The organism is Nocardiopsis mwathae, assembly GCF_014201195.1.
Classification (GTDB): Bacteria; Actinomycetota; Actinomycetes; order Streptosporangiales; family Streptosporangiaceae; genus Nocardiopsis_C; species Nocardiopsis_C mwathae.
On the sequence record NZ_JACHDS010000001.1, the window covers coordinates 1665102 to 1685540 of the forward strand.

Sequence of the window (20439 nt, forward strand, 5' to 3'; positions counted from 1 at the left end):
TCAGCCGACCCTGGACGCCGGGGCACCGAAGGTGTTGCAGGACTCCAGGGTGTCCCCGGTCGTGCCCGCCGTGTACCACTGGCGCCGGTTGATCGACTTGCCGTGGGTGGGCAGGTCGCCGCCGGAGTTGAGGAGCTCGTTGACCTCCTTGATCTCGGAGTCGTCGAACGCCCCCAGCCCGCGCATGGCGACACCGGCGAAGCACTCGGCCTGCAGCTCGGTACGGCGGAGCGACTCCAGCCGGACCGACTCCGAGGCCCCCGACTCCGCCGCCACGGAGCGGGAGATGATCGCCGTCACCTGCTGCACGTGGTGGCCGTACTCGTGGCCGAGCAGCGCGGCCCAGACGCTCTCCTGGCTGCCGTCGGGGATGAACTCCGCCATCTCGTTGACGTTGGGCAGCACCACGGTGATGGTCTTCTCGTCAGGCTTGTAGAAGGCCAGGACCACCCCCTTCTCCGCGGGGGCCTGCCGCGGCTTCTCGTTGGTGACCCCGAAGGTCGGGCCGGGCGTGCGGATCCCGAGTTCCTCGAAGCGCGGCTTCCACATCTCGTTCAGGCAGTCGCCCACCTCGGTCGTGAACTCCTCCCACGACGCGTCGGAGGACGTGTCGAGCCTGGGCACGTCGCAGTCGATGGGGTCGGGGGTCGCCGTGCCGAAGGCGGGGTGCTCGTCGAGGTCGAAGTCGGGCTCGACGGGGCGGTCGTCCAACTGCCGGGAGTAGAACGCGGACAGGTCCTCGCCGCCCGCCAGCGGCTGCTGGGCCCCTTCCGAGGAGGCGCCGGTGCCCTGGGCCATGAGGGTGATGAGGACGGTGAGGGCGGTGACGATGGCGAGCGCCGACCCGCCGGCGCCCACCACGACGGCCGTGGAGGGGCGGCGCCGCGGCCGGGGCGGCACTCCGGTCGGCGGGTGGGGGCCGAGCTGCCCCGGCATCCCCTGGGTCGGTCGGGGCGGCCTACCGTGCGGGGCGCCGCCGTACGGGGCGAAGGCGCCGGGGTGCCCCTGGGGTCCCGGCCCTCCCTGCGGCCCCTGCGCTCTGTGGGCCGTATGCGGCCCCTGCGGGGCGGGCTGCCCGTGGTGCCCGGGGGGTGCCTGGGGGCTGTGGGGCGGGCGTGGGGGCGCGTGGAAGGCGGTCGTGTGCGGCCCCTGCCCGGGGACGGCGGGGCGGGGTGCCTGCGGCGGGTGCCCGGCCTGTCGGCCCGGCGCGCTGTGCGGTGCCGGCCCCTGCGGCCGGTACGCCTGCTGCGCCCGCTGCCCCGGTGGCCCAGGGGCGGCGGGCGTCGGCCCGCCGGCCGGGGGCGGGGACGGCCGCGGGGGCGCAGCGGGTCGCGGCGAGTCCCGCGGGGCCTCCTGGGGGCCGGGGTACCGGCCGGCGTCGGGTGTCGGGGCGGGCGCGCCGGAGGAGTCGGGCGGCCGGCCGCTCCCGGGCACGGGCGCACCGTCGGGGGAGGTGTCCACTAGGTCGATCCTTCTGTTCTGCTGCGCGTGGGCAAGCCGGACGATCAACCCTATTCGGACCGGCGGCGGAGCCGGTAGTTCGCCGGTGGTTCAACGGTGGCCGGGAGTGGCCGAGGGCGCGGCCCGAGCGCGTCGGGCCGGTGTCAGGGCGCGCGGTAGGTGACGCCCACCGTGCGCAGGATGCCGGGCAGCTCGGCCTCGAAGAGCGGCTCCATGTCCGGCATGACGAAGGACAGGTGCTCGAAGACCTCCATGCACACCAGGCCGTAGATACGCACCCAGCACGAGGTGAGGACGTGCAGGGCGCCGAGCGGGACGTTCTCCGTCGCGAACCCCGTCTGCTCGGCGAAGGCCTCCAGCTGGCGGCAGAGCACGGGCGAGAGTTCGGCCTCGTCGGGTACCTCGAAGCGCCGCTCCCGGAGCAGGCGGTCGAAGAGGGCGAAGAAGATCGCGGCGAAGCGCTGGCCGGCCTCCAGGGTCGCGCCCCGCTCGTGGTCGCGGTGGTGGTGGGGGCCGGGCGGGCCGAACATCAGCGCGAACTCGGCGCGGTTGGCCAGCGCCCAGGTGCGCAGGGCGCGCAGGGAGGCGAGGATGCGGCCGTCGACGTCGTCGTGGGGCAGCGACCGGTCGGCGGCGGTGACGGCTTCGGCCAGCTCGGTGAAGAAGTCGGCGGTCAGCGAGGAGAGCAGGTCGTCGAGGCTGTTGAAGTAGCGGTACAGGCCGGGCGCGGTCATGCCCATCTCACGGGCGATGGCACGCAGGGACACCCCGGGCGGTCCCTGTTCGACGAGGTGGCGGCGGGCGATCTGCTTGATCTCCTGCGATGTGGCTTCGCGGACCCGTTCGCGCCGTGACAGCGCCGCCGTCGCCGTCGGCTTGTCCTCCTCGACGTGCACTGGTGTCGCCTTTCTGCCGCGGTCCGGTCGGGAGGCGCGGGTTAGGGATGTCCGGGGATGTCATAGGTCACATTGACATCACTGATTGATACGAGTTCTAGTGAACACCGTAAGCAAACAGCGTTCACGTGCGCTCTTCACCTCACGTTAACAGTCAGGCCCGGGGGGGATTCATGTTCGGAGGCCTTGGGCGCTTCGCCTACCGGTGGCGGGTCGGGGTGCTCGCCGCAACGGCGCTCTTCATCGCCTTCGCCGTGACCTGGGGAACAGGACTCTTCGGATCCGTCAGCCACGGCGGCTTCGAGGACCCCGACTCCGAGTCAAGCCGGGCCGCCGAACGCCTGCAGGCCGAATTCGGCCACGACGCCGTCGACGTCGTCGCCGTCTACCGCAGCGACGAACTGAAGATCGACAACCCGGTCTTCGCCGCCAACGTCCGCAACACCGTCGACCGCCTTCCCGAGGACAAGGTCGCCTCCGCCCCCAGCTACCTGGACGAGGACCTCTCCGACACCGAGCGCGGCATCCTCATCTCCGAGGACCGGCATGCCACCTACGTCCCCATCACCTTCAAGGGCGCGGACAACGACGAGCGCATGGCCGCCTTCACGTCCATCGCCGACGACCTCGACGCCGGCCCGCTGGACACCTACCTCGGCGGCCCGCTCGCCGTGGGCAAGGAGATCTCCGCCGGGGCCGAGAGCGACGTCGTCACCGCCGAGCTGATCTCCCTGCCGGTGCTGCTCGTGCTCCTCGTCGTCATCTTCGGCGGGGTCGTCGCCGCGCTGATGCCGCTGGCCGTCGGAGGCATCGCCGTCCTCGGCTCCCTCACCCTCCTGCACGCCCTCACCTACGTGACCGAGGTGTCGGTCTTCGCCGTCAACGTCGCCACCCTGCTGGGCCTGGGGCTGGCCATCGACTACGGGCTGTTCATGGTCAGCCGGTTCCGCGAGGAGTCCGCCCGCGACGGCACCGACACCCGAACGGCCATCGCCCGCACCCTGGCCACGGCCGGACGCACCGTCGCCTTCTCCGGCGTCACCGTCATGATCGCCTTCGGCGGACTGCTCTTCTTCCCCCAGCCGATCCTCCGCTCGATCGGCCTGGGCGGCATCGCCGTGGTCCTCTTCGACCTGCTGGCCGCACTCGTGATGCTGCCCGCACTGCTCTCCGTGGTCGGCCACCGCATCGACGCCCTTCAGCTGCGCCTGTTCCGACCGCGCCCCCGAGCGGGCACCGCCGACGCCTCCGCCGCGATGCGGACGGTCCCGACCGGCACGGGGGCGTGGGCGCGCCTGGCGCACAGCGTCATGCGCAGCCCCGCGCTCTACCTCGCCGCCGTCGGCGGCGTCCTGGTCGCCTTCGCCTCCGCACTGATGTTCACCCACGTCGGCTCCACCGACCAGCGCTACCTCCCGCAGGACGCCAACAGCCGGATCGCCACCGACATGCTCCGCGACGACTTCCCCGCCGGGGGCGTCAACCAGATCGACGTCGTGCTCGCCGGCGACATGTCCGGACGCGACCTCGACGGCTACGCCGAGCGCCTCGGCGGGCTGCCGGGCGCCGCCGGCGCCGACGTGGCCCGCACCGGCGACGGCGCCGCGCACGTGACCGTCGCCTACGAGGGCGAGATCGACGACCCGGCGACCACGGACCTCGTGCGCGACGTGCGCGCCGAAACCGCCCCGGAAGGCGCCGACGAGGTCCTGGTGGGCGGACCGGCGGCGGTGCAGCTCGACAACATGGACGCGATCGTCGACGCCGTGCCGTGGACGCTCGCCTTCGTCGTCACGGTCACCGTGGTCCTGCTCTTCCTGGCGTTCGGCTCGGTGGTGCTGCCGCTCAAGGCGGTGCTGATGGGCTTCCTGTCCCTGGGCGCGTCGCTGGGCGTGGTCATCTGGGGCTTCCAGGACGGCCACCTCGGCGGGCTCCTCGGCTTCGACGGGGTCGGCACCATGGACCCCACCTACCTCGTCCTCATCCTCATCGTGGCCTTCGGGCTGGCGATGGACTACGAGCTCTTCCTGCTCAGCCGCGTCCGCGAGGAGTACCTGCGCAGCGGCGACAACACCCATTCGGTCGCCGTGGGCCTGCAGCGCACCGGCGGCATCATCACCAGCGCGGCCCTGCTGCTCGTGGTGGTCATGCTCGCGATGGGCTCCTCGTCGCTGCTGTCCCTCAAGATCATCGGCATCGGCCTGGCCGTGGCCGTGATCGTCGACGCCACCCTGGTGCGCGCCCTGCTCGTCCCGGCCGGCATGCGCTTGCTGGGCCGCGCCAACTGGTGGCTCCCGCGCCCCCTGCGGTGGCTGCACGACCGCATCGGCATCTCCGAGGGAGAGGAGGCGGACACGGCGCCGCAGCCCGAAGCCCGCCCGGCCGTCCCTCCGGTCACGAGCGCCCACGATCCGGCGGATCCGGCGATAAGGAGCCGATAAACGCGGCTCGTAGGGTCCTTCTCGCCCTCCTCGGAGAGTGAGGACCGGGATCGACCGAAGGAGTCTCGTTGAAGAGCAAGCTCAAGGCCTTCGCCGCCGCAGCCGCCGTTCCGGCCAGCGCCTCGGCCGCCCGCCACCGCAGCTCCTCCCAGCGGCGCACGTGCGCCGCCAGACCGGCGATGCCCAGGCCGTCGAGCACGGGACCCCGCCACAGTGCGAGCGCCGCGCGCAGGCCGCGCGCCGCCTCGGCCATCCGCCCCTCGCCCATGGCCCCCCGGGCCGACTCCACCAGCCGCTCGGCCTCCAGGGCGTCGAGGCGCACCCCCTCGGTACGGAGCCGGTAGCCCGCCTCCCGGGTCTCGATGACCTCGCCCTCCTGCCCCGCGTCGCGGAACAGCCGCCGCAGCCCGGACACGACGATGGCGACCTGGGTCCGCGCGGAGGCCGGCGGCCAGTCCTCCCAGAGCACCTCCGACAGCCGGTCGACCGTCACGGTCCGGCCGGGACGCAGCAGCAGCGTCGCCAGCACCAGCTGCGCCCGCCTTCCGCCCGGAGCCAGCCGCTTCCCGCCGACCCCGGCCTCCAGCGCACCCAGAATCCCGAACTCCACCGGCTCGCACCTTTCCGCGGATTCGCACCGATCGCCTACCCTGCTGCATCGGTAGCGGCCGCGGAGAACGTTTTCCCTGGCGCGACAACGTGAGGCCGGAATGGGACACAGGACACGCCTCCGCGAACGGCCCCGGAGGCGTCGGAGGAACATGAGACTGCGCATCCACTTCACACGGGACGATCTGCTGCGCATCCGCCTGGCCGACGCCCCCGACCCCATGTGGGAGATCGTCAACAGCCTGCACCTGCTGCAGAGCGGCGGGGGCGGTCTGGTCTTCGACCGGTGGCGGCGCGGCAGCGCCCGGCGCCTGGACGGCGGTGAGGCGACGCGCCGGGCGTGGCGGATGCTGGTCCTCCTCGCCCCCTGCGCGTCCTACTTCCCCGACTTCCTCACCCCCGCCGGGGGACACCGCGAACTGGACGCCGCCGTCGACTCGGTGCTCAGCACACCGGCCGACCGGTTGGGCCGGGAGATGGGGCGCCTCGCCTCGGGCGGCCGCCCCCAGCCCTGGTTCGCCGCACTGGCCCGCGGCGACGCCGCGGTCATGGGCGTCCTGGGCGAGGCGCTGCGCACCTACCACCGCGGCGCGATCGAGCCGCACCGGTCGGCGATCCAGGCCGCGGTGCGGGCCGACATCGCCGCGCGCACCCGCGCGCTCCTCTACGGCGGCGGTGAGGCGCTGCTCGACTCACTGTCGCCGCTCATGCGGTGGAGCACCCCGGTGCTGGAGATGGACTATCCCGTGGACCGCGACCTCTACCTCGACGGGCGCGGCCTGCGCCTGGTCCCGTCGTTCTTCTGCTGGCGCCACCCGGTGAGCTACGCCGACCCGGGCCTGCCGCCCACGGTCGTCTACCCGGTCGGCCCGGCGCCCGGGTGGACGGACCCCGACGCCCAGGGCGGCGCCTCCGGGGGGCTCGCCGCGCTGGTCGGCCCCACCCGCGCGTGGATCCTCGAACTCGTCGCCGAACGCCCGGCCACCACCACCGACCTCGCCCGCGCCGCCGGGGTCTCACCCGCGACGGTCAGCAAGCACGCCGCGGTCCTGCGCGGTGCCGGGCTGATCTGCAGCCACTCGGAGGGCCGCCATGTGCTGCACACCGCGACCGCGGTCGGCATGACCCTGCTGGCGCAGCGGTGAGCGGGCGCTCAGCCCCCGGACCGCCCGGCCAAGGCCGTGCTCGCGCGCTCCACGACCTCGCCCGTCACCGGCACGGTCACCGGCTTCGTACCGGTCTCCTCGGCACCCAGCGCCAGCCGGGCGGCCTGTTCGCCCATCCACTCCAGGGGCAGGCGCACCGTGGTCAGTCCGGGGGTGAGGTCGCGCAGCGTGGGGATGTCGTCGAACCCGGCGACGGCCAGGTCCGCCGGGACCCTCAGGCCCGCGTCGCGGACGGCGGCCATGGCGCCGGTCGCCATGACGTCGTTGACGGCGAACAGGCAGCTCGCCTCCGTTCCGGCGGCGAGCAGCCGCCGGGCCGAGGCGTAACCGCCGTCGCGGGTGAACCCGCCGCGGATCACGTCGTGCGGGGCGAGGGCGATCCCGGCGTCGGCCAGGGCCGCGCGGAAGCCCTCCAACCGGTCGACGGCGGTGCGCAGCTCCGCCGGGCCGGCCAGGACCGCGAACCGGCGGTGCCCCTGGTCGATCAGGCGGCGGGCGAGGTCGGCGGCGCCCCCGCGGTTGTCGGGGACGACGGTGTGGGCGGGCAGACCCTCCTGGGAGACGCACGAGACGGCGCCGCCCTGCTCGACCAGCGCGGTGATCTCGGCGCTGAGCGGGACGAGGTCGGCCGCGTCGGTGGTGCGGGTGCCGACCAGCACCACGGCGCGGGCGCGGTGCGCGCGCAGGGTCGACATCAGGGTGACCTCGCGTTGCGGGACGCGTCCCGTGGTCCCCAGCACGACGACGAGGCCTTCCCCGTCGGCCACCCGGGTGACACCGGCGGCGATGCAGGAGAAGTAGGGGTCGGCGATGTCGTGGACGACCAGCCCGACCAGGCGGCTGGTGTTGCGCGCCAGTGTCTGCGCGTAGGGGTTGGCGAGATAGCCGAGTTCCTTGGCGCTGGCGCTGACCCGATCGGCCAGCTTCCGGCCGACCTGCCGGGTACTGCCGTTGAGGACCCGCGACGCGGTGGCCAGTGAGACCCCCGCGTGCCGAGCCACCTGCTGCAGAGTCACGTATCCGCCGCCCAAGGCGTCCTCCTGCTCCCTATCGGTCAGGCCCGGCCAGGCTGTTCACGGTTTTTTGCCAATCGTAGAGCAACGGTTGGGACACTCTTGGTGGAATCGCGGAGGCGGGCGGCGCGGGAACATGCCCAGGGTGCGGGGTGCGGGGTGCGGGGTGCGGGGTGCGGGGTGCGGGGTGCGGGGCCGTCACTCGACGTGCGCCCGGCGCATGCCCGGGGGGCGCCGGTCGTCGAAGGTGATCCCCGGCCGGCGGCGGCGGGCTTCGGCCACCACGTCCTCCACGGTGCGGTCCCAGGTCCGGTGGATGCGCACCGCGCGGTCCGGCCGCCACGGCGCGGGCGGCTGAAACGGGCGCGCCACCTCGTGGGGCGGGACGAAGACCAGGTACCACTGCGGCACCGCGCCGCCCTGGGCGGTGATGTCCTGGGAGCACACCCGGATGAGTGCGATGTCGTTCCAGTCCATCCACAGGTCGTCGTCGGACGAGCGGGGCCACGGCGCGACGACGCGCACGCCCTCGGCGTCCAGGACCAGCGTCGGCCGCCGGGACAGGAAGCGCGAGGCCGCCAGCAGCCCGCCGCCGCCGAACATCAGCACGGCCAGCAGCCCGATGGCGATGTCGGCGGTGCCGCCGCGCACGACCAGGGCGGCCCCCATCCCGGCGAAGATCAGGCACCCGGCGGCCAGTCCGACGCCGTCCCAGGTGACGCGGAACTGGTCGCGGACGGCGAACTGATCGGTTGGGCCGGTCATCCACCAAGGATAGAACGGGAGCGGCCCCCGGATCGTGAGGATCCGGGGGCCGCCGCGGTATTGCGCCCGATGTGCGGAGCCTCGTGCCGCTCTGTCGGGATTTGAGGGCGCCCCGCGCCCGGGTTCAGGACAGGGCCGACAGGCCCTCGGGGTGGAAGAGCTTCCCGTTGACCTTCTCCGAGACGCCCGACCGGTCCAGGTAGGGCGTGATGCCGCCCAGGTGGAACGGCCAGCCGGCGCCGGTGATCAGGCACAGGTCGATGTCGGCGGGCTTGGCGACCACGCCTTCGTCGAGCATGATCCGGATCTCCTCGGCCAGCGCCCGCAGGGCGCGGTCCAGGATCTCCTCCTCCGAGGAGGGCGTGCCGCCGCCCGTGAACAGCTTCTTCACCTCGGGGTCGATGCTGAAGTCCGGCGCGAAGATGGTGTTCTTACCGGCCTCCACGATCGTGCGCAGCTGCGCGGAGACGCCGAAGCGCTCCGGGAAGGCCTCGTGCAGCGTCTCGGAGACGTGCAGCGCGACGGCCGGCCCGACCAGCTGCAGCAGGAGCAGCGGCGACATCGGCAGCCCCAGCGGTGCCACGGCGCGGTCGGCGACCTCCGGCTCGGTGCCCTCCTCCACTGCGGCCAGTACCTCGCCCATGAACAGGGTGAGCAGCCGGTTCACCACGAACGCCGGGGCGTCCTTGCACAGCACCGCCGACTTCTTCAGCGACTTGGCCGTGGCGAAGGCCGTGGCCAGCGCCGCGTCGTCGGTCTTCTCGCCCCGGATGATCTCCAGCAGCGGCAGCACGGCGACCGGGTTGAAGAAGTGGAAGCCCACGACCCGCTCGGGGTGCTTGAGCTTGCTCGCCATCTCGGTGATGGACAGCGAGGAGGTGTTGGTGGCCAGCACCGCCTCGGGCGAGACGACCGCCTCGACCTCGGCGAAGACCTGCTGCTTCACCTCCATCTTCTCGAAGACGGCCTCGATGACGAAGTCGGCGTCGGCGAAGGCGTCCTTGGTCAGCGAACCGGTGACCAGGCTCTTCAGCCGCGCGGCCTTGTCGGAGTTGACGCGGCCCTTGGCCAGCAGCTTGTCGACCTCGCCGTGCACGTAGGCCACGCCCTTGTCCAGGCGGTCCTGGTCGAGGTCGGTCATGACCACCGGCACGCCCAGGCGGCGGGCGAACAGGAGGGCGAGCTGCCCGGCCATCAGGCCCGCGCCCACGACGCCGACCTTGGTGACCTTGCGCGCCAGCGACTTGTCCGGGGCGCCGGCGGGGCGCTTGGCGCGCTTCTGCACCAGGTCGAAGGAGTACAGCCCGGCCTTGAGCGTGTCGCTCATGATGAGGTCGGCCAGCGCGTCGTCCTCGGCGGCGAAGCCCTCGTCGCGGCTGCGGTCCTTGGCCGCGGCGACCAGGTCCAGTGCGCGCACCGGGGCCGGGGCGGCTCCGCGCAGCTTGCCCTCCACGGCGAAGCGGGCGTTGTTGACGGCCTGGTCCCAGGCCTCGCCCTTGTCGACCTCGGGGCGCTCGACGGCGATGTCGCCCTTGACGACCTTGGCCGCCCAGCGCAGCGACTCCTCGACGAAGTCGGCCGGCTCGAAGACGGCGTCGGCGATCCCCATCTCGTGCACCTGCGGGCCCTTGATCATCTTGTTCTGGGCCAGCGGGTTGTCGATGATGATCTTCAGCGCCTTCTCCGCGCCGATGAGGTTCGGCAGCAGGTAGGTGCCGCCCCAGCCCGGCACGAGGCCGAGGAAGGTCTCGGGCAGCGCGAACGCCGGGACGCCGGAGGAGACGGTGCGGTAGGTGCAGTGCAGCGCCACCTCCACGCCGCCGCCCATCGCCGCGCCGTTGATGAGCGCGAACGTCGGCACCTTCAGCTCGCCGAGCTTGCGGAACACGTCGTGGCCGAGCTTGCCGATGGCGTGCGCCTGCTCGCGGGTCTGCACCTTGGGCACACCCGTCAGGTCGGCGCCCACCGCGAAGATGAACGGCTTGCCGGTGACGGCGACGGCGACGATGTCGGTGCGGTCCTTGACCGACTCGATGGCTGCGTCCAGCTCCAGCAGCCCGCCGGGGCCGAACGTGTTCGGCTTGGTGTGGTCGTGGCCGTTGTCCAGGGTGATCAGGACGGCCTTGCCCGCGCCGTAGGGGAGTTCGATGTCGCGCGCGATGGCCTTGGTGACGACCTCGTCGCTGAACAGCTCCGAAAAGGAGCCGTGGCTCGCAGCGCCTCCGCTGGGGGCGGTGGCGGGCGACGGGCGGGATTGCTCGATCGGGGTGCTCACTTGGCGTTCCCTTCCCAGTTCGTGTTCTCCCACAGCACGGTTCCGCCCATGCCCATGCCCACACACATGGTGGTGAGGCCGTAGCGGACGTCGGTCCGCTCCGCGAAGAGCCGGGAGAGCTGCATCATCAGCCGCACGCCCGAGGAGGCGAGCGGGTGGCCCAGCGCGATGGCGCCGCCCCACGGGTTGACGCGGGCGTCGTCGTCGGCGATGCCGAAGTGCTCCAGGAACGCCAGTACCTGGACGGCGAACGCCTCGTTGATCTCGAAGAGGCCGATGTCGTCGATGCTCAGGCCCTGGCGGGCGAGCAGCTTCTCGGTGGCCGGGACCGGGCCGACACCCATGACCTCCGGCTCAACACCGGCGAAGGAGAAGTCGACCAGGCGCATCTTGGCGTCCAGGCCCAGGTCGGTGGCGACGTCCTCGGCGGCGATGATCGCACCGGTCGCGCCGTCGTTCAGGCCGGCCGCGTTGCCCGGAGTCACGTTGCCGTGCGGGCGGAACGGCGTCTTGAGCCCGGCCAGGGACTCCATGGTGGTGCCCGGCCGCGGCGGCTCGTCGGCGGTGGCCAGGCCGTAGCCCTGCTCCACGGAGCGGACCAGCACCTCGACCAGGTCCTGCTGGATCTTGCCGTCGGCGTAGGCCTTGGCGACCTTTTCCTGGCTGCGCACCGCGTAGGCGTCGGCGCGCTCCTTGGTGATGGACGGGTAGCGGTCGTGCAGGTTCTCCGCCGTGTTGCCCATGACCAGTGCGGAGGGGTCGACCAGCTTCTCGGAGAGGAAGCGCGGGTTGGGGTCGACGCCCTCACCCATCGGGTGGCGGCCCATGTGCTCGACACCGCCGGCGATGGCGATGTCGTAGGCGCCGAAGGAGATGCCGGCGCCGGTGGTGGTGACGGCGGTCAGGGCGCCGGCGCACATGCGGTCGATGGCGTAGCCGGGGACGCTGCGGGGGAGTCCGGCCAGGAGGGCGGCGCTGCGGCCGATCGTCAGCCCCTGGTCGCCGATCTGGGTGGTGGCGGCGATGGCGACCTCGTCGATGCGCTCCGGCGGGAGGCCGGGGTTGCGGCGCAGCAGCTCTCGGATGACCCGGACCACGAGGTCATCGGCGCGCGTCTCGGCATAGAGGCCCTTGCCGGCCTTGCCGAACGGGGTCCGAACCCCGTCGACAAACACGACATCGCGGGCAGTTCGCGGCACGATTGCCCCTCCTTCTCAAGCGGATGGGTGACTTGTGTCCCCCATGCTACTCGCCAGTAACTAGTGTCGCGAGCTGCGGGGGGCCACAAACCGAATCAAGTTCCGAAAATTGCCGCGGGTTGGTCTCCACCGGCCCCCACCACGGGGGATCCGGCCGGTGCGCGACGCTGTCGCCGTGCTGTCAGTCGAATGTAAGCGGCGGCGGGCATGCTGGGTCCGCCCGCGCCGCCGGATCTGTCGGAAATTTTCGCTTGACGGCCGGTTGGTGCGAGCACCCCACAGTCCTGGTGCCCGCCCACGCCACCCACAACCGAATGGAGCACGCATGCCGGACCCGGACCCGTCACGGCCCGACGCCCACGAGGCGGAGCCGCGTGGTGCTCCCAAGGCGCCGGTGCGCCGGATCTGGGAGTACGCGCGGCCGCACTGGAAGGCACTTGTCGCCGGCGGGCTGCTGACCTTCCTCGGAGGTATGACAGGACTCGTCCAGCCGCTCGTCGCCAAGGCCGTCATCGACGCCCTGGGCGCGGGGGAGTCGCTGGTCGGCCCGCTGCTCGTGCTCACCGGGGCGGTCATCGGCGGCGCCGTCATCAGCGCCGCGGGCAGCTTCGTACTGGAGCGGACCGGGCAGAGCGTCGTGCTCGGCGTCCGCCGCCGACTGGTGTCGCGGCTCATCCGGCTGCGCGTCGCCGAGGTCGACCGCCTCAAACCCGGCGACCTCGTCTCCCGGCTCACCGCCGACACGACCCTGCTGCGCACCGTCACCACCAGCGGCATCAGCAACGCACTCACCAGTTCGGTGCTCCTGGTGGCCGGAATCGTCCTCATGGCCGTGATGGACCTGTTCCTGTTCGGTGTGACGGCCGTGGTGATCGTGCTCAACGTGGTGGTCATGGTGGTGGTCCTGCCCAAGATCGGGCGGGCGACCGAGGCTTCGCAGGCCGCGCTCGGCGAGATGGGCTCGATGCTGGAGCGCGTCTTCGGTGCGTTCCGCACCGTCAAGGCGGCCTCGGCCGAGACCGCGGAGGCCCGGCGGCTCGACGAGGCGGCCGAGCGCGCCTGGAGCAAGGGGGTGGCCGTGGCCGGGTGGAGCGCGGTCGCCGGCGTGACCGCCTGGCTCGCGATCAACATCGCCTTCCTCGCCGTGCTGGGCTTCGGCGGTGCCCGAGTGGCAGCGGGCGACCTGGAGGTCTCCTCGCTGATCGCCTTCCTGCTGCTGCTCTTCTACCTGATGGAGCCGATCAGCACCCTGGCGGAGTCCGCCACGGAGCTGCAGAGCGGACTGGCCGCCATCCGGCGCATCGACGAGGTCGGCGAGCTGCGGCGCGAGGACACCGACGCCCCCGGCGGCGGGGACGGGGGTGCCGATGTGCCGGGGGGCGGGGCGCCTCCCCCCGACCCGGGGCCCGACGGGCGCCGCCCCGCCCGAGTGGGCTTCACCGACGTGACCTTCCGGTACGCCGAGGGCCTGCCGCCGGTCCACCACGGGGTGACCTTCGAGGCCGCCGGGGCCGGGCTCACCGCACTGGTCGGCCCCTCCGGTGCCGGCAAGACCACGGTGTTCTCCCTGCTGGAGCGGTTCTACGACGCCACCGGCGGCAGCGTGCGCGTCGACGGTGTGGACGTGCGCGACTGGCCGCTGGCCGGGCTGCGCGGCGCGATCGGCTACGTCGAGCAGGACGCCCCCGTCCTGGACGGGACGCTGCGCGACAACCTGCTGCTGGCGGCCCCGGAGGCGACGGAGGCCGCCATCGCCGACATCGTGCGCCGCGCGCGGCTGACCGAGCTCGTCGGCCGCCTCCCCGACGGCCTGGACAGCGCGGTCGGCCACCGCGGGACCACCATCTCCGGCGGCGAACGCCAGCGGGTGGCGATCGCCCGCGCGCTGCTGCGCCGCCCGCGCCTGCTCCTGCTGGACGAGGCCACCTCGCAGCTGGACGCCGCCAACGAGGCGGCGCTCAAGGAGGTCATGCTGGAGGCGGCGCGGGACACCAACGTCATGGTGGTCGCGCACCGGCTGTCCACGGTGACCAGCGCCGACCGGATCGTGGTGCTGGACGCCGGGGTCGTGCGCGCGGTCGGCACCCACGAGGAACTGGTGGCCGCAGACGACCTCTACCGGGACCTGGCCGCCTCCCAGCTCCTCACCACCCCCTGACCGCCCTGCCCTTGCGTTGATCTCGGAGATATCGGGGTGTCGGCGGCGATTTTTACCCCGATATCTCCGAGATCAACGCAGGAGGCGAGGCGGTCAGCAGGGGACGACCTGGACCTCGACTCCCTGGTCGCGGATCCGCTGCAGCTCGGCGCGGGGGAGGCCGTCGTCGACGACGACCACGTCGAAGCGGGTCAGCGGCGCCAGCGCGTACAGGCCCTGGCGGGTGAACTTGGTGTGGTCGACCAGGAGCACCCGGCGCGCCGCCGCCTCCATCAGCGCGCGCTTGACGTGCACCGTCTCCTGGGACTGGTGGTAGCAGGTGCCGTGGGTGATCGCCGTGGTCGACATGAACAGCACGTCGGCGCGGAAGGAGCCCACCGCGTCGGCGGTGTGCAGGCCGAGGAAGGCGTCGTAGGCGGGGTAGTAGGCGCCGCCCAGCGCCACCACGTCGATGCCGGGTACTCCGGCCAGCGCCTTGAGCGCGGTCAGGAAGTTGGTGATGACGGTCAGCGGAGCCCGCTGCGGCAGCCGCTTGGCCACGTACAGCGCGGTGGTGCTCTCGTCCAGCATCACCGACTGCCCGGGGGCGACGAGCTTGAGGGCCGCCGCGCTCAGCCGGTTCTTCACCTCGGGCATGGCGGCGGTGCGCTGCTCCAGGTCGCCGTGGAACACCGCGGAGGTCTGGGTGGTCGCGCCGCCGCGCACCTTGCGCAGCCAGCCCTGCGACTGCAGCGCGTCCAGGTCGCGGTGGATCGTCATCGGGCTGACACCGAACTCCTCGGCGAGCGCCTCCACGCGGACGAAACCGGCGTCGGTGACGCGGTGGCGGATGTCCAGCTGCCGGGAGAGCCGCCCGGCGCCCGGCCCCGCGGCATCGTGTCCACCGGGTGTGCGCTCCGGCGCCATGGCGCCCTCCTCGGCGTGGCAGGAAACTGTGATATCTCACAGTATTTAACATCTCCGGAATGTGCCAGATCGCGCACCTGACGAGCCTTTCAGGCCGCGGGTTCACACGGGGACCGGCTCTGTATGTGATGAGTATGTGGCAGCGTCTTGTGTCCTATAACACCACGCCTCTTTCATGGACCCACATGCGGTACCGCACCAGGTCCAACGGCCGGCTCCGCGACGACCGGCCCCGACGAACAATGAGGTGACCTCGGTGTCCAGCACACGACTCGATCCGCGGTCCGAGGCGGGGCCCGCACCCCGCCACTGGACCGAGCGGATCGGCATCCCCCGACCGCTGGCATGGGGCTTCATCGGCCTGCTGATCTTCATGATCGGCGACGGCGTCGAATTCGGATACCTCTCGCCCTACCTCCTGGACCAGGGCGTCCCCGGGCAGCGTGTCGCCCTGGTCTTCACCGTCTACGGGGCGACGGCGAGCATCGCCGCCTGGTTCTCCGGCGCGCTCTCCGACATGTGGGGGCCCCGCCGGGTGATGTGGGCCGGGCTGGCGATCTGGGTCGTCTGCCACATCCTCTTCCTCACCATGGCCCTCACCACGGTCAACTACGGGCTCATCCTGCTCACCTACGGCCTGCGCGGATTCGGCTACCCGCTCTTCGCCTTCGGGTTCCTCGTGTGGGTCGCCGCGGCCACGCCGCAGCGGCGCCTGGGCACGGCCGTGGGCTGGTTCTGGTTCGCCTTCACCGGCGGGCTGCCGACACTCGGGTCGCTGGTGGCCAGCGCCCTGGTGCCGTGGATCGGCCCCTACGCCACCCTGTGGGCCGCACTCGGGCTCATCGTCATCGGCGGCCTCATCGCGCTGCTGATGGTCAACGAACCCACGGGCCGCCGGCGCCTGGCACCCGAGGGCGAGCGCCCGATCATGACGCTCCTGGGCAGCCTGACCATCCTGTGGCGGCGCCCGCGCATCGGCGTCGGCGCCATCGTCCGCACCATCAACACCGCCCCGCAGTTCGGCTTCCTGGTCTTCCTCCCGATCTTCTTCACCGACACCGTCGGCTTCTCCCTGGAGCAGTGGCTGCGCCTGCTCACCGTCATGTTCGCCACCAACATCGTGTTCAACCTGATCTTCGGCGTCGTCGGCGACCGGCTCGGCTGGCGCCGGACCGTCGCCTGGTGCGGCGGAGTCGGGTCGGCGGTCAGCGTGCTGGCGCTCTACTACGTGCCGGCCGCGGCCGGGCCGCAGTACGCGCTGGCGGTCCTCGTGGCGGCGTTCTACGGGGCGACGCTGGCGGGCTACGTGCCGCTGTCGGCGCTGATGCCGTCGCTGGCGCCCGAGCACAAGGGGCAGGCGATGGCCGCCCTGAACCTCGGCGCAGGGGTCAGCGTCGTCGCCGGTCCGGCCATCGTCGCCGTGTTCCTCGAACCGCTGGGCGTGGCCGGCGTGATGTGGATCTTCGCCGTCCTCTACCTGGCGAGCGCCGTCATGACGATGTTCCTCAAGCTGCCCGAGGAGACGGGCGGCCGAACACCCGGCGGCGCGGGCGCCCCCGGCCGCCGGGGCGCCACCGCCGAACCGGAGGCCGAGGCCGCGCCGCCGAACCGGGAATGATCAGCGGTACCACCGCGCCGAGGAGAACCCGCCGCCGCCTTCCGGACCGGGAGCGGCGGCCCCACCACCGACAGGAGGACACAGATGGCGTTCATCGCCGTCGATGTCGGCACCTCGATGATCAAGGCCGTCGTCTTCGACGACGACGGCCGCGAGGCCGCCGTCGCCCGCCGCACCACGGAGGTGCGCCGCCCCCGCCCCGGCTGGGCCGAGCAGGACATGGACGACGTCTGGGACACGGTGGCCGCCGCCGTCCGCGAGGTGCGCGAGGGTGTCCGCGAGCCGATCGGCTTCCTGGCCGTGACCGCGCAGGGCGACGGCTGCTGGCCGGTGGACGCCGAAGGGCGGCCCACCGGCCCCGCGATCCTGTGGTCCGACGGCCGGGCCGCCCCGATCGTCGAGGAGTGGCGGGCCGAGGGTGTGCTCGCGGCCGCGTTCCGCCGCAACGGCTCGCTCACCTTCGCCGGACTGGCCAACGCCCTGCTCACCTGGCTGCGGCGCAACGACCCCGACCGGCTGCGGCGCACCGCCGCCGTCCTGTCCTGCGGCGGCTGGGTGTTCCACCGGCTCACCGGCGCCGTCGCCGTCGACGAGTCGGACGCCGCGGCCCCCTTCCTCGACCTGCGCACGCGCCGCTACGATCCGGACTGCCTCGCCCTGTTCGGCCTCGAATGGGCCCGCGACCTGCTGCCGGAGGTGCGCGGCGACGACCGCCGAACCGCCGGGCTCACCCCCGCCGCCGCGGCCGAGCTCGGCCTGCCCGCCGACCTCCCCGTCGTCATGGCGCCCTACGACATCGCCGCCACCGCCCTGGGCACCGGCGCCGTCGCCGACGGCCAGGCGTGCAGCATCCTCGGCACCACGCTGTGCACCGAAGTGGTCACCACCGAGCCCGACACCACCGGCGAGCCCAGCGGCCTGACGATCGCGCTCGACTCCTCCGGGCACCTGCTGCGCGCCTTCCCCACACTGGCCGGCACCGAGATCCTCACCTGGGCGGCCGCGCTCCTCGGCGCGGGCGACCCGGTCCGCCTCGGCCGGCTCGCGCTGGCCGCCGAGCCCCGCCCCGGAGGCCCCCTCTTCCTGCCCTACCTGTCGCCCGCCGGCGAGCGCGCCCCCTTCCTCGACCCCCACGCGCGCGGCACCTGGTGGGGGCTGTCCCTGGAGCACGACCGGGCCCGCGTCGCCCGCTCGGTGTTCGAAGGTCTCACCCTCGTCCTCAAGGACTGCCTCGCCGCCGCCCGCATCCCCGTCACCGAACTGCGGGTGTGCGGCGGGGGCGCCAACAGCGACGCGTGGTGCGACCTCATCGCCGACGTCACCGGCGTCCCGGTCGTCCGCTCCACCGACACCGAGGCCGGGGCCAAGGGCGCCTTCCTCAGCGGCCTGGTCGCCACCGGGCGCGCCCCCGACCTCGCCACCGCCGCCGACCGCCACGTCCGGCTGCGCGCCGTCCGCGAACCCGACGCCCGCCTGGCCAAGCACTACGCCCACACCTACGAGCGCTTCCTGGAACTGCGCGACCAGGCCCGGCCCGGCTGGCGGCTGATGGGAGACGGCGGGGCGGGAGAAGGGACGGGCCATGGCTGACATCCCCGCCGACCCCGTGTGGGTCGGCATCGACCTCGGCACCCAGAGCGTCCGCGCACTCGCCGTCGACGCGACCGGAGCCGTCCTCGGCGAGGCCCGCGAACCGCTCAGCGGCCGCCGCGACGGCGACCGCCACGAACAGGACCCCGAGGACTGGTGGAGCGCCGTCGCCGCGGCCTGCCGCTCCGCGCTTCGCACCGTCCCGCCGGGCAGGGTCGCGGGCGTGGCCGTCGACGCGACCTCCGGCACCATCCTGCTCGCCGACACCGGCGGCACCCCGATCACCCCCGGCCTGATGTACGACGACGGGCGCGCCGCGGTTCAGGCCGCCCGCGCCGACGAGGCCGGCGCCCACGTGTGGGCGGAGCTGGGCTACGGCCGCATGCGCGCCCCGTGGGCGCTGCCCAAGCTGCTGTGGCTGCTGGAGCGCGAGCCCCGCGCCAGGTCCGGTGCCGCGCTGCTGCTGCACCAGCCCGACCTGATCACCTGGCGGCTCACCGGGCACCGCACCGCCGCCGACTCCAGCCACGCCCTGAAGACCGGCTACCACCTCGTCGAGGAGCGCTGGCCCCAGGAGGTCATGGACGGGCTCGGCGTCCCGGCGTCGCTGCTCCCCGACGTCGTGCGGCCCGGAACCGAGCTGGGGGAGGTGTGCGCCGCCGCCTGCGAACGCACCGGCCTGCCCCGCGGCGTCCCGGTCATCGCGGGCATGACCGACGGCTGCGCCGCTCAGCTGGGCGCCGGGGCGCCGGCACCCGGCGCCTGGAACTCCGTGCTCGGCACCACCCTCGTCCTCAAGGGCGTGACCCCCGACCTGCTGCGCGACCCCGGCGGCGTGGTCTACTCGCACCGCTCGCCGACCGGGGACTGGCTGCCCGGCGGGGCGTCGAGCACCGGTGCCGGCGCGCTCACCCACGCCCTGCCCGGCCGCGACCTGGACGAGCTGTCCGCGCGCGCCGCCGAGCGCGGCGCCACCCCCGCGGTCGCCTACCCGCTGGTCTCCCGCGGCGAGCGGTTCCCGTTCAGCGCGCCCGAGGCCGAGGGGTTCCTGCTGGATACCCCCGCCGACGAGGTCGACCACTACGCGGCCCTGCTCCAGGGGGTCGGCTACGTCGAGCGGCTCTGCTTCGACTACCTCGACCTCCTCGGCGCACCGACCGACGGCCCGCTCAGCCTCACCGGCGGGGCGGTGCGCAGCCGCCACTGGTGCCGACTGCGTGCCGACATCCTCGGCCGCCAGGTCCTCGTCCCGGACAACGCCGAGCCCGCGCTGGGTATGGCGGTGCTCGCCGCCTCCCGGGACCGCGGCCCCGCCGAGGCCGCCGCCTCCATGGTGCGGATCCGCGCCGCCATCGACCCACGCGAGGACCGTGCCGAGGCCGACCTGCTCCGCGAGGGCTACCTGCGGCTCGTCGACGCCCTTGCCGAACGCGGCTGGCTGGCACCCGGAGTCGCCGCGCACGCCCGCGCGCGCAGCGCGCTCTGACAGGGAGGCGAGCGACGCGTGGCACGAACTGGGTAGCACCGAGTAAACAGCTCTGAACAGCGAAAACGCGCACTGCGCGCAGCGCGGACGACATCCCGTCCGGTCCGGCCTCCCGCCCGGCCCGGCGGCGAGAACGGAGAGTACAGTGACCGACCTTGTACTGGCGCGGCACGGGGAGACGACCTGGCACGCGAACAACCGCTACGCGGGCTCCAGCGACGTACCGCTGACACCCCGCGGCTACGACCAGGCCGAAGCGCTGGCGACCTGGGCCGGGGGAGCGGGCCTGGACGCGGTCTGGTGCTCGACGCTGTCGCGCGCCCGCGAGACCGCGCTGCCCAGCGCCGAGGCGGTCGGCGTCGAGCCGCACGCCGACGAGCGGCTGTGCGAGGTGGACTTCGGCCAGGGGGAGGGCAAGACCGTCGCCGAGATGGAGAGCCTGTTCCCCGAGCGCCGCGCCGCCTTCGTGGTCGACCCGGTCGCCCACCACCTCCCCGGGGGTGAGGACCCGCGCCTGGCCGTCAAACGCGCCCTGGCCTGCTTCGAGGACATCGCCGACGCCCACCCCGACGGCCGTGTCCTGGTCGTCGTCCACGGCACCCTGCTGCGGCTGGCCCTGTGCCGCCTGCTGGGCCTGCCGCTGCGCGAGTACCGCCGCCTCTTCCCGGTCGTGCGCAACACCGCCCTGACCACCGTCCGCCTCAGCGGCGGGACCGCGGCCCTGATCGAGTACAACGTCCCGACCGCGGCCGCCACCGCCCTGCCGTTCGGGCCGCACTCCCCGTGACCGGCCCGGCAGGGTGCACCGCGCCCCCGCAGGCCCCCCGCCGGCCCCCCGCCGGCCGAGACCGACCGA

General features: G+C 73.1%; 15 protein-coding genes. 7 read left to right on the forward strand and 8 right to left on the reverse strand.

Going from position 1 to position 20439, the window contains the following annotated elements:
- Together HNR23_RS06745 and HNR23_RS06750 are read right to left on the reverse strand one after the other, a co-directional pair.
- A complete protein-coding gene (locus tag HNR23_RS06745) occupies positions 1 to 936 on the reverse strand; it encodes a neutral zinc metallopeptidase (protein ID WP_246421618.1) in 936 nt (311 codons plus the stop codon).
- A gap of 668 nt (positions 937 to 1604) precedes the next feature.
- Positions 1605 to 2357, reverse strand: coding sequence for a WHG domain-containing protein (locus tag HNR23_RS06750; RefSeq protein ID WP_184074575.1), 753 nt, complete (start codon positions 2355 to 2357; stop codon positions 1605 to 1607).
- A 173-nt stretch (positions 2358 to 2530) separates the two neighbouring features.
- Between HNR23_RS06750 and HNR23_RS06755 the strand changes: the two genes are divergently transcribed.
- A complete protein-coding gene (locus HNR23_RS06755; RefSeq protein ID WP_184074577.1) occupies positions 2531 to 4798 on the forward strand; it encodes an MMPL family transporter in 2268 nt (755 codons plus the stop codon).
- Here the strand turns inward: HNR23_RS06755 and HNR23_RS06760 are convergent.
- On the reverse strand, positions 4752 to 5408 hold the full coding sequence (locus HNR23_RS06760) for a BTAD domain-containing putative transcriptional regulator (RefSeq protein ID WP_184074579.1): 657 nt from the start codon (positions 5406 to 5408) through the stop codon (positions 4752 to 4754). The genes HNR23_RS06755 and HNR23_RS06760 overlap by 47 nt on opposite strands.
- Positions 5409 to 5559: 151 nt before the next feature.
- Here HNR23_RS06760 and HNR23_RS06765 point away from each other — a divergent pair, with 151 nt between their 5' ends.
- Positions 5560 to 6552: an ArsR/SmtB family transcription factor gene (locus tag HNR23_RS06765; protein ID WP_184074581.1), complete on the forward strand. Its 993-nt coding sequence runs from the start codon at positions 5560 to 5562 to the stop codon at positions 6550 to 6552.
- Positions 6553 to 6560: 8 nt separating this feature from the next.
- Here the strand turns inward: HNR23_RS06765 and HNR23_RS06770 are convergent, their stop codons facing one another.
- The 4 genes from HNR23_RS06770 to HNR23_RS06785 form a co-directional block, all read right to left on the reverse strand.
- Positions 6561 to 7604 carry a LacI family DNA-binding transcriptional regulator gene (locus HNR23_RS06770; RefSeq protein ID WP_184074583.1) on the reverse strand — a complete coding sequence of 348 codons (1044 nt, stop codon included), beginning with the start codon at positions 7602 to 7604 and terminating at the stop codon, positions 6561 to 6563.
- A 180-nt stretch (positions 7605 to 7784) separates the two neighbouring features.
- Positions 7785 to 8351 carry an STM3941 family protein gene (locus tag HNR23_RS06775; RefSeq protein ID WP_184074584.1) on the reverse strand — a complete coding sequence of 189 codons (567 nt, stop codon included), beginning with the start codon at positions 8349 to 8351 and terminating at the stop codon, positions 7785 to 7787.
- Positions 8352 to 8475: 124 nt separating this feature from the next.
- Entirely contained in the window at positions 8476 to 10626 is a 2151-nt protein-coding gene (locus tag HNR23_RS06780) for a 3-hydroxyacyl-CoA dehydrogenase NAD-binding domain-containing protein (RefSeq protein WP_394353748.1), read from the reverse strand.
- Positions 10623 to 11825 carry an acetyl-CoA C-acyltransferase gene (locus HNR23_RS06785; RefSeq protein ID WP_184074585.1) on the reverse strand — a complete coding sequence of 401 codons (1203 nt, stop codon included), beginning with the start codon at positions 11823 to 11825 and terminating at the stop codon, positions 10623 to 10625. The genes HNR23_RS06780 and HNR23_RS06785 overlap by 4 nt, the downstream gene beginning before the upstream one ends.
- 325 nt (positions 11826 to 12150) lie before the next feature.
- On the opposite strand from HNR23_RS06785, the gene HNR23_RS06790 reads away from it, so the two are divergent.
- Positions 12151 to 13983 (forward strand): ABC transporter ATP-binding protein, encoded by a 1833-nt coding sequence (locus HNR23_RS06790; RefSeq protein ID WP_184074586.1) that lies wholly within the window; start codon positions 12151 to 12153, stop codon positions 13981 to 13983.
- Between the two features lie 93 nt (positions 13984 to 14076).
- Here HNR23_RS06790 and HNR23_RS06795 read toward each other — a convergent pair whose 3' ends face one another.
- Entirely contained in the window at positions 14077 to 14889 is an 813-nt protein-coding gene (locus HNR23_RS06795) for a DeoR/GlpR family DNA-binding transcription regulator (protein WP_221308048.1), read from the reverse strand.
- 256 nt (positions 14890 to 15145) lie between these two features.
- Here HNR23_RS06795 and HNR23_RS06800 point away from each other — a divergent pair, with 256 nt between their 5' ends.
- The 4 genes from HNR23_RS06800 to HNR23_RS06815 all read left to right on the forward strand — a co-directional run bounded on the left by HNR23_RS06800 (position 15146) and on the right by HNR23_RS06815 (position 20370).
- Entirely contained in the window at positions 15146 to 16507 is a 1362-nt protein-coding gene (locus HNR23_RS06800; RefSeq protein WP_343070448.1) for an MFS transporter, read from the forward strand.
- 84 nt (positions 16508 to 16591) lie between these two features.
- The gene (locus HNR23_RS06805; protein WP_184074588.1) at positions 16592 to 18097 is read left to right on the forward strand and encodes an FGGY-family carbohydrate kinase; all 1506 of its coding nucleotides are present in this window, start codon (positions 16592 to 16594) and stop codon (positions 18095 to 18097) included.
- Positions 18090 to 19583 (forward strand): FGGY-family carbohydrate kinase, encoded by a 1494-nt coding sequence (locus HNR23_RS06810; RefSeq protein ID WP_184074589.1) that lies wholly within the window; start codon positions 18090 to 18092, stop codon positions 19581 to 19583. The genes HNR23_RS06805 and HNR23_RS06810 overlap by 8 nt, the downstream gene beginning before the upstream one ends.
- Before the next feature lie 145 nt (positions 19584 to 19728).
- Positions 19729 to 20370: a histidine phosphatase family protein gene (locus tag HNR23_RS06815; protein WP_184074590.1), complete on the forward strand. Its 642-nt coding sequence runs from the start codon at positions 19729 to 19731 to the stop codon at positions 20368 to 20370.
- The last annotated feature ends 69 nt before the right edge of the window (positions 20371 to 20439 follow it).

Bases quoted from the DNA above. Each gene is read 5' to 3' on its own strand.
- HNR23_RS06775 (WP_184074584.1), bottom strand. From the start codon at position 8,351: ATGACCGGCCCAACCGATCAGTTCGCCGTCCGCGACCAGTTCCGCGTC.
- HNR23_RS06745 (WP_246421618.1), bottom strand. From the start codon at position 936: ATGCCGGGGCAGCTCGGCCCCCACCCGCCGACCGGAGTGCCGCCCCGG.
- HNR23_RS06805 (WP_184074588.1), top strand. From the start codon at position 16,592: ATGGCGTTCATCGCCGTCGATGTCGGCACCTCGATGATCAAGGCCGTC.
- HNR23_RS06795 (WP_221308048.1), bottom strand. From the start codon at position 14,889: ATGGCGCCGGAGCGCACACCCGGTGGACACGATGCCGCGGGGCCGGGC.
- HNR23_RS06765 (WP_184074581.1), top strand. From the start codon at position 5,560: ATGAGACTGCGCATCCACTTCACACGGGACGATCTGCTGCGCATCCGC.
- HNR23_RS06755 (WP_184074577.1), top strand. From the start codon at position 2,531: ATGTTCGGAGGCCTTGGGCGCTTCGCCTACCGGTGGCGGGTCGGGGTG.
- HNR23_RS06790 (WP_184074586.1), top strand. From the start codon at position 12,151: ATGCCGGACCCGGACCCGTCACGGCCCGACGCCCACGAGGCGGAGCCG.
- HNR23_RS06810 (WP_184074589.1), top strand. From the start codon at position 18,090: ATGGCTGACATCCCCGCCGACCCCGTGTGGGTCGGCATCGACCTCGGC.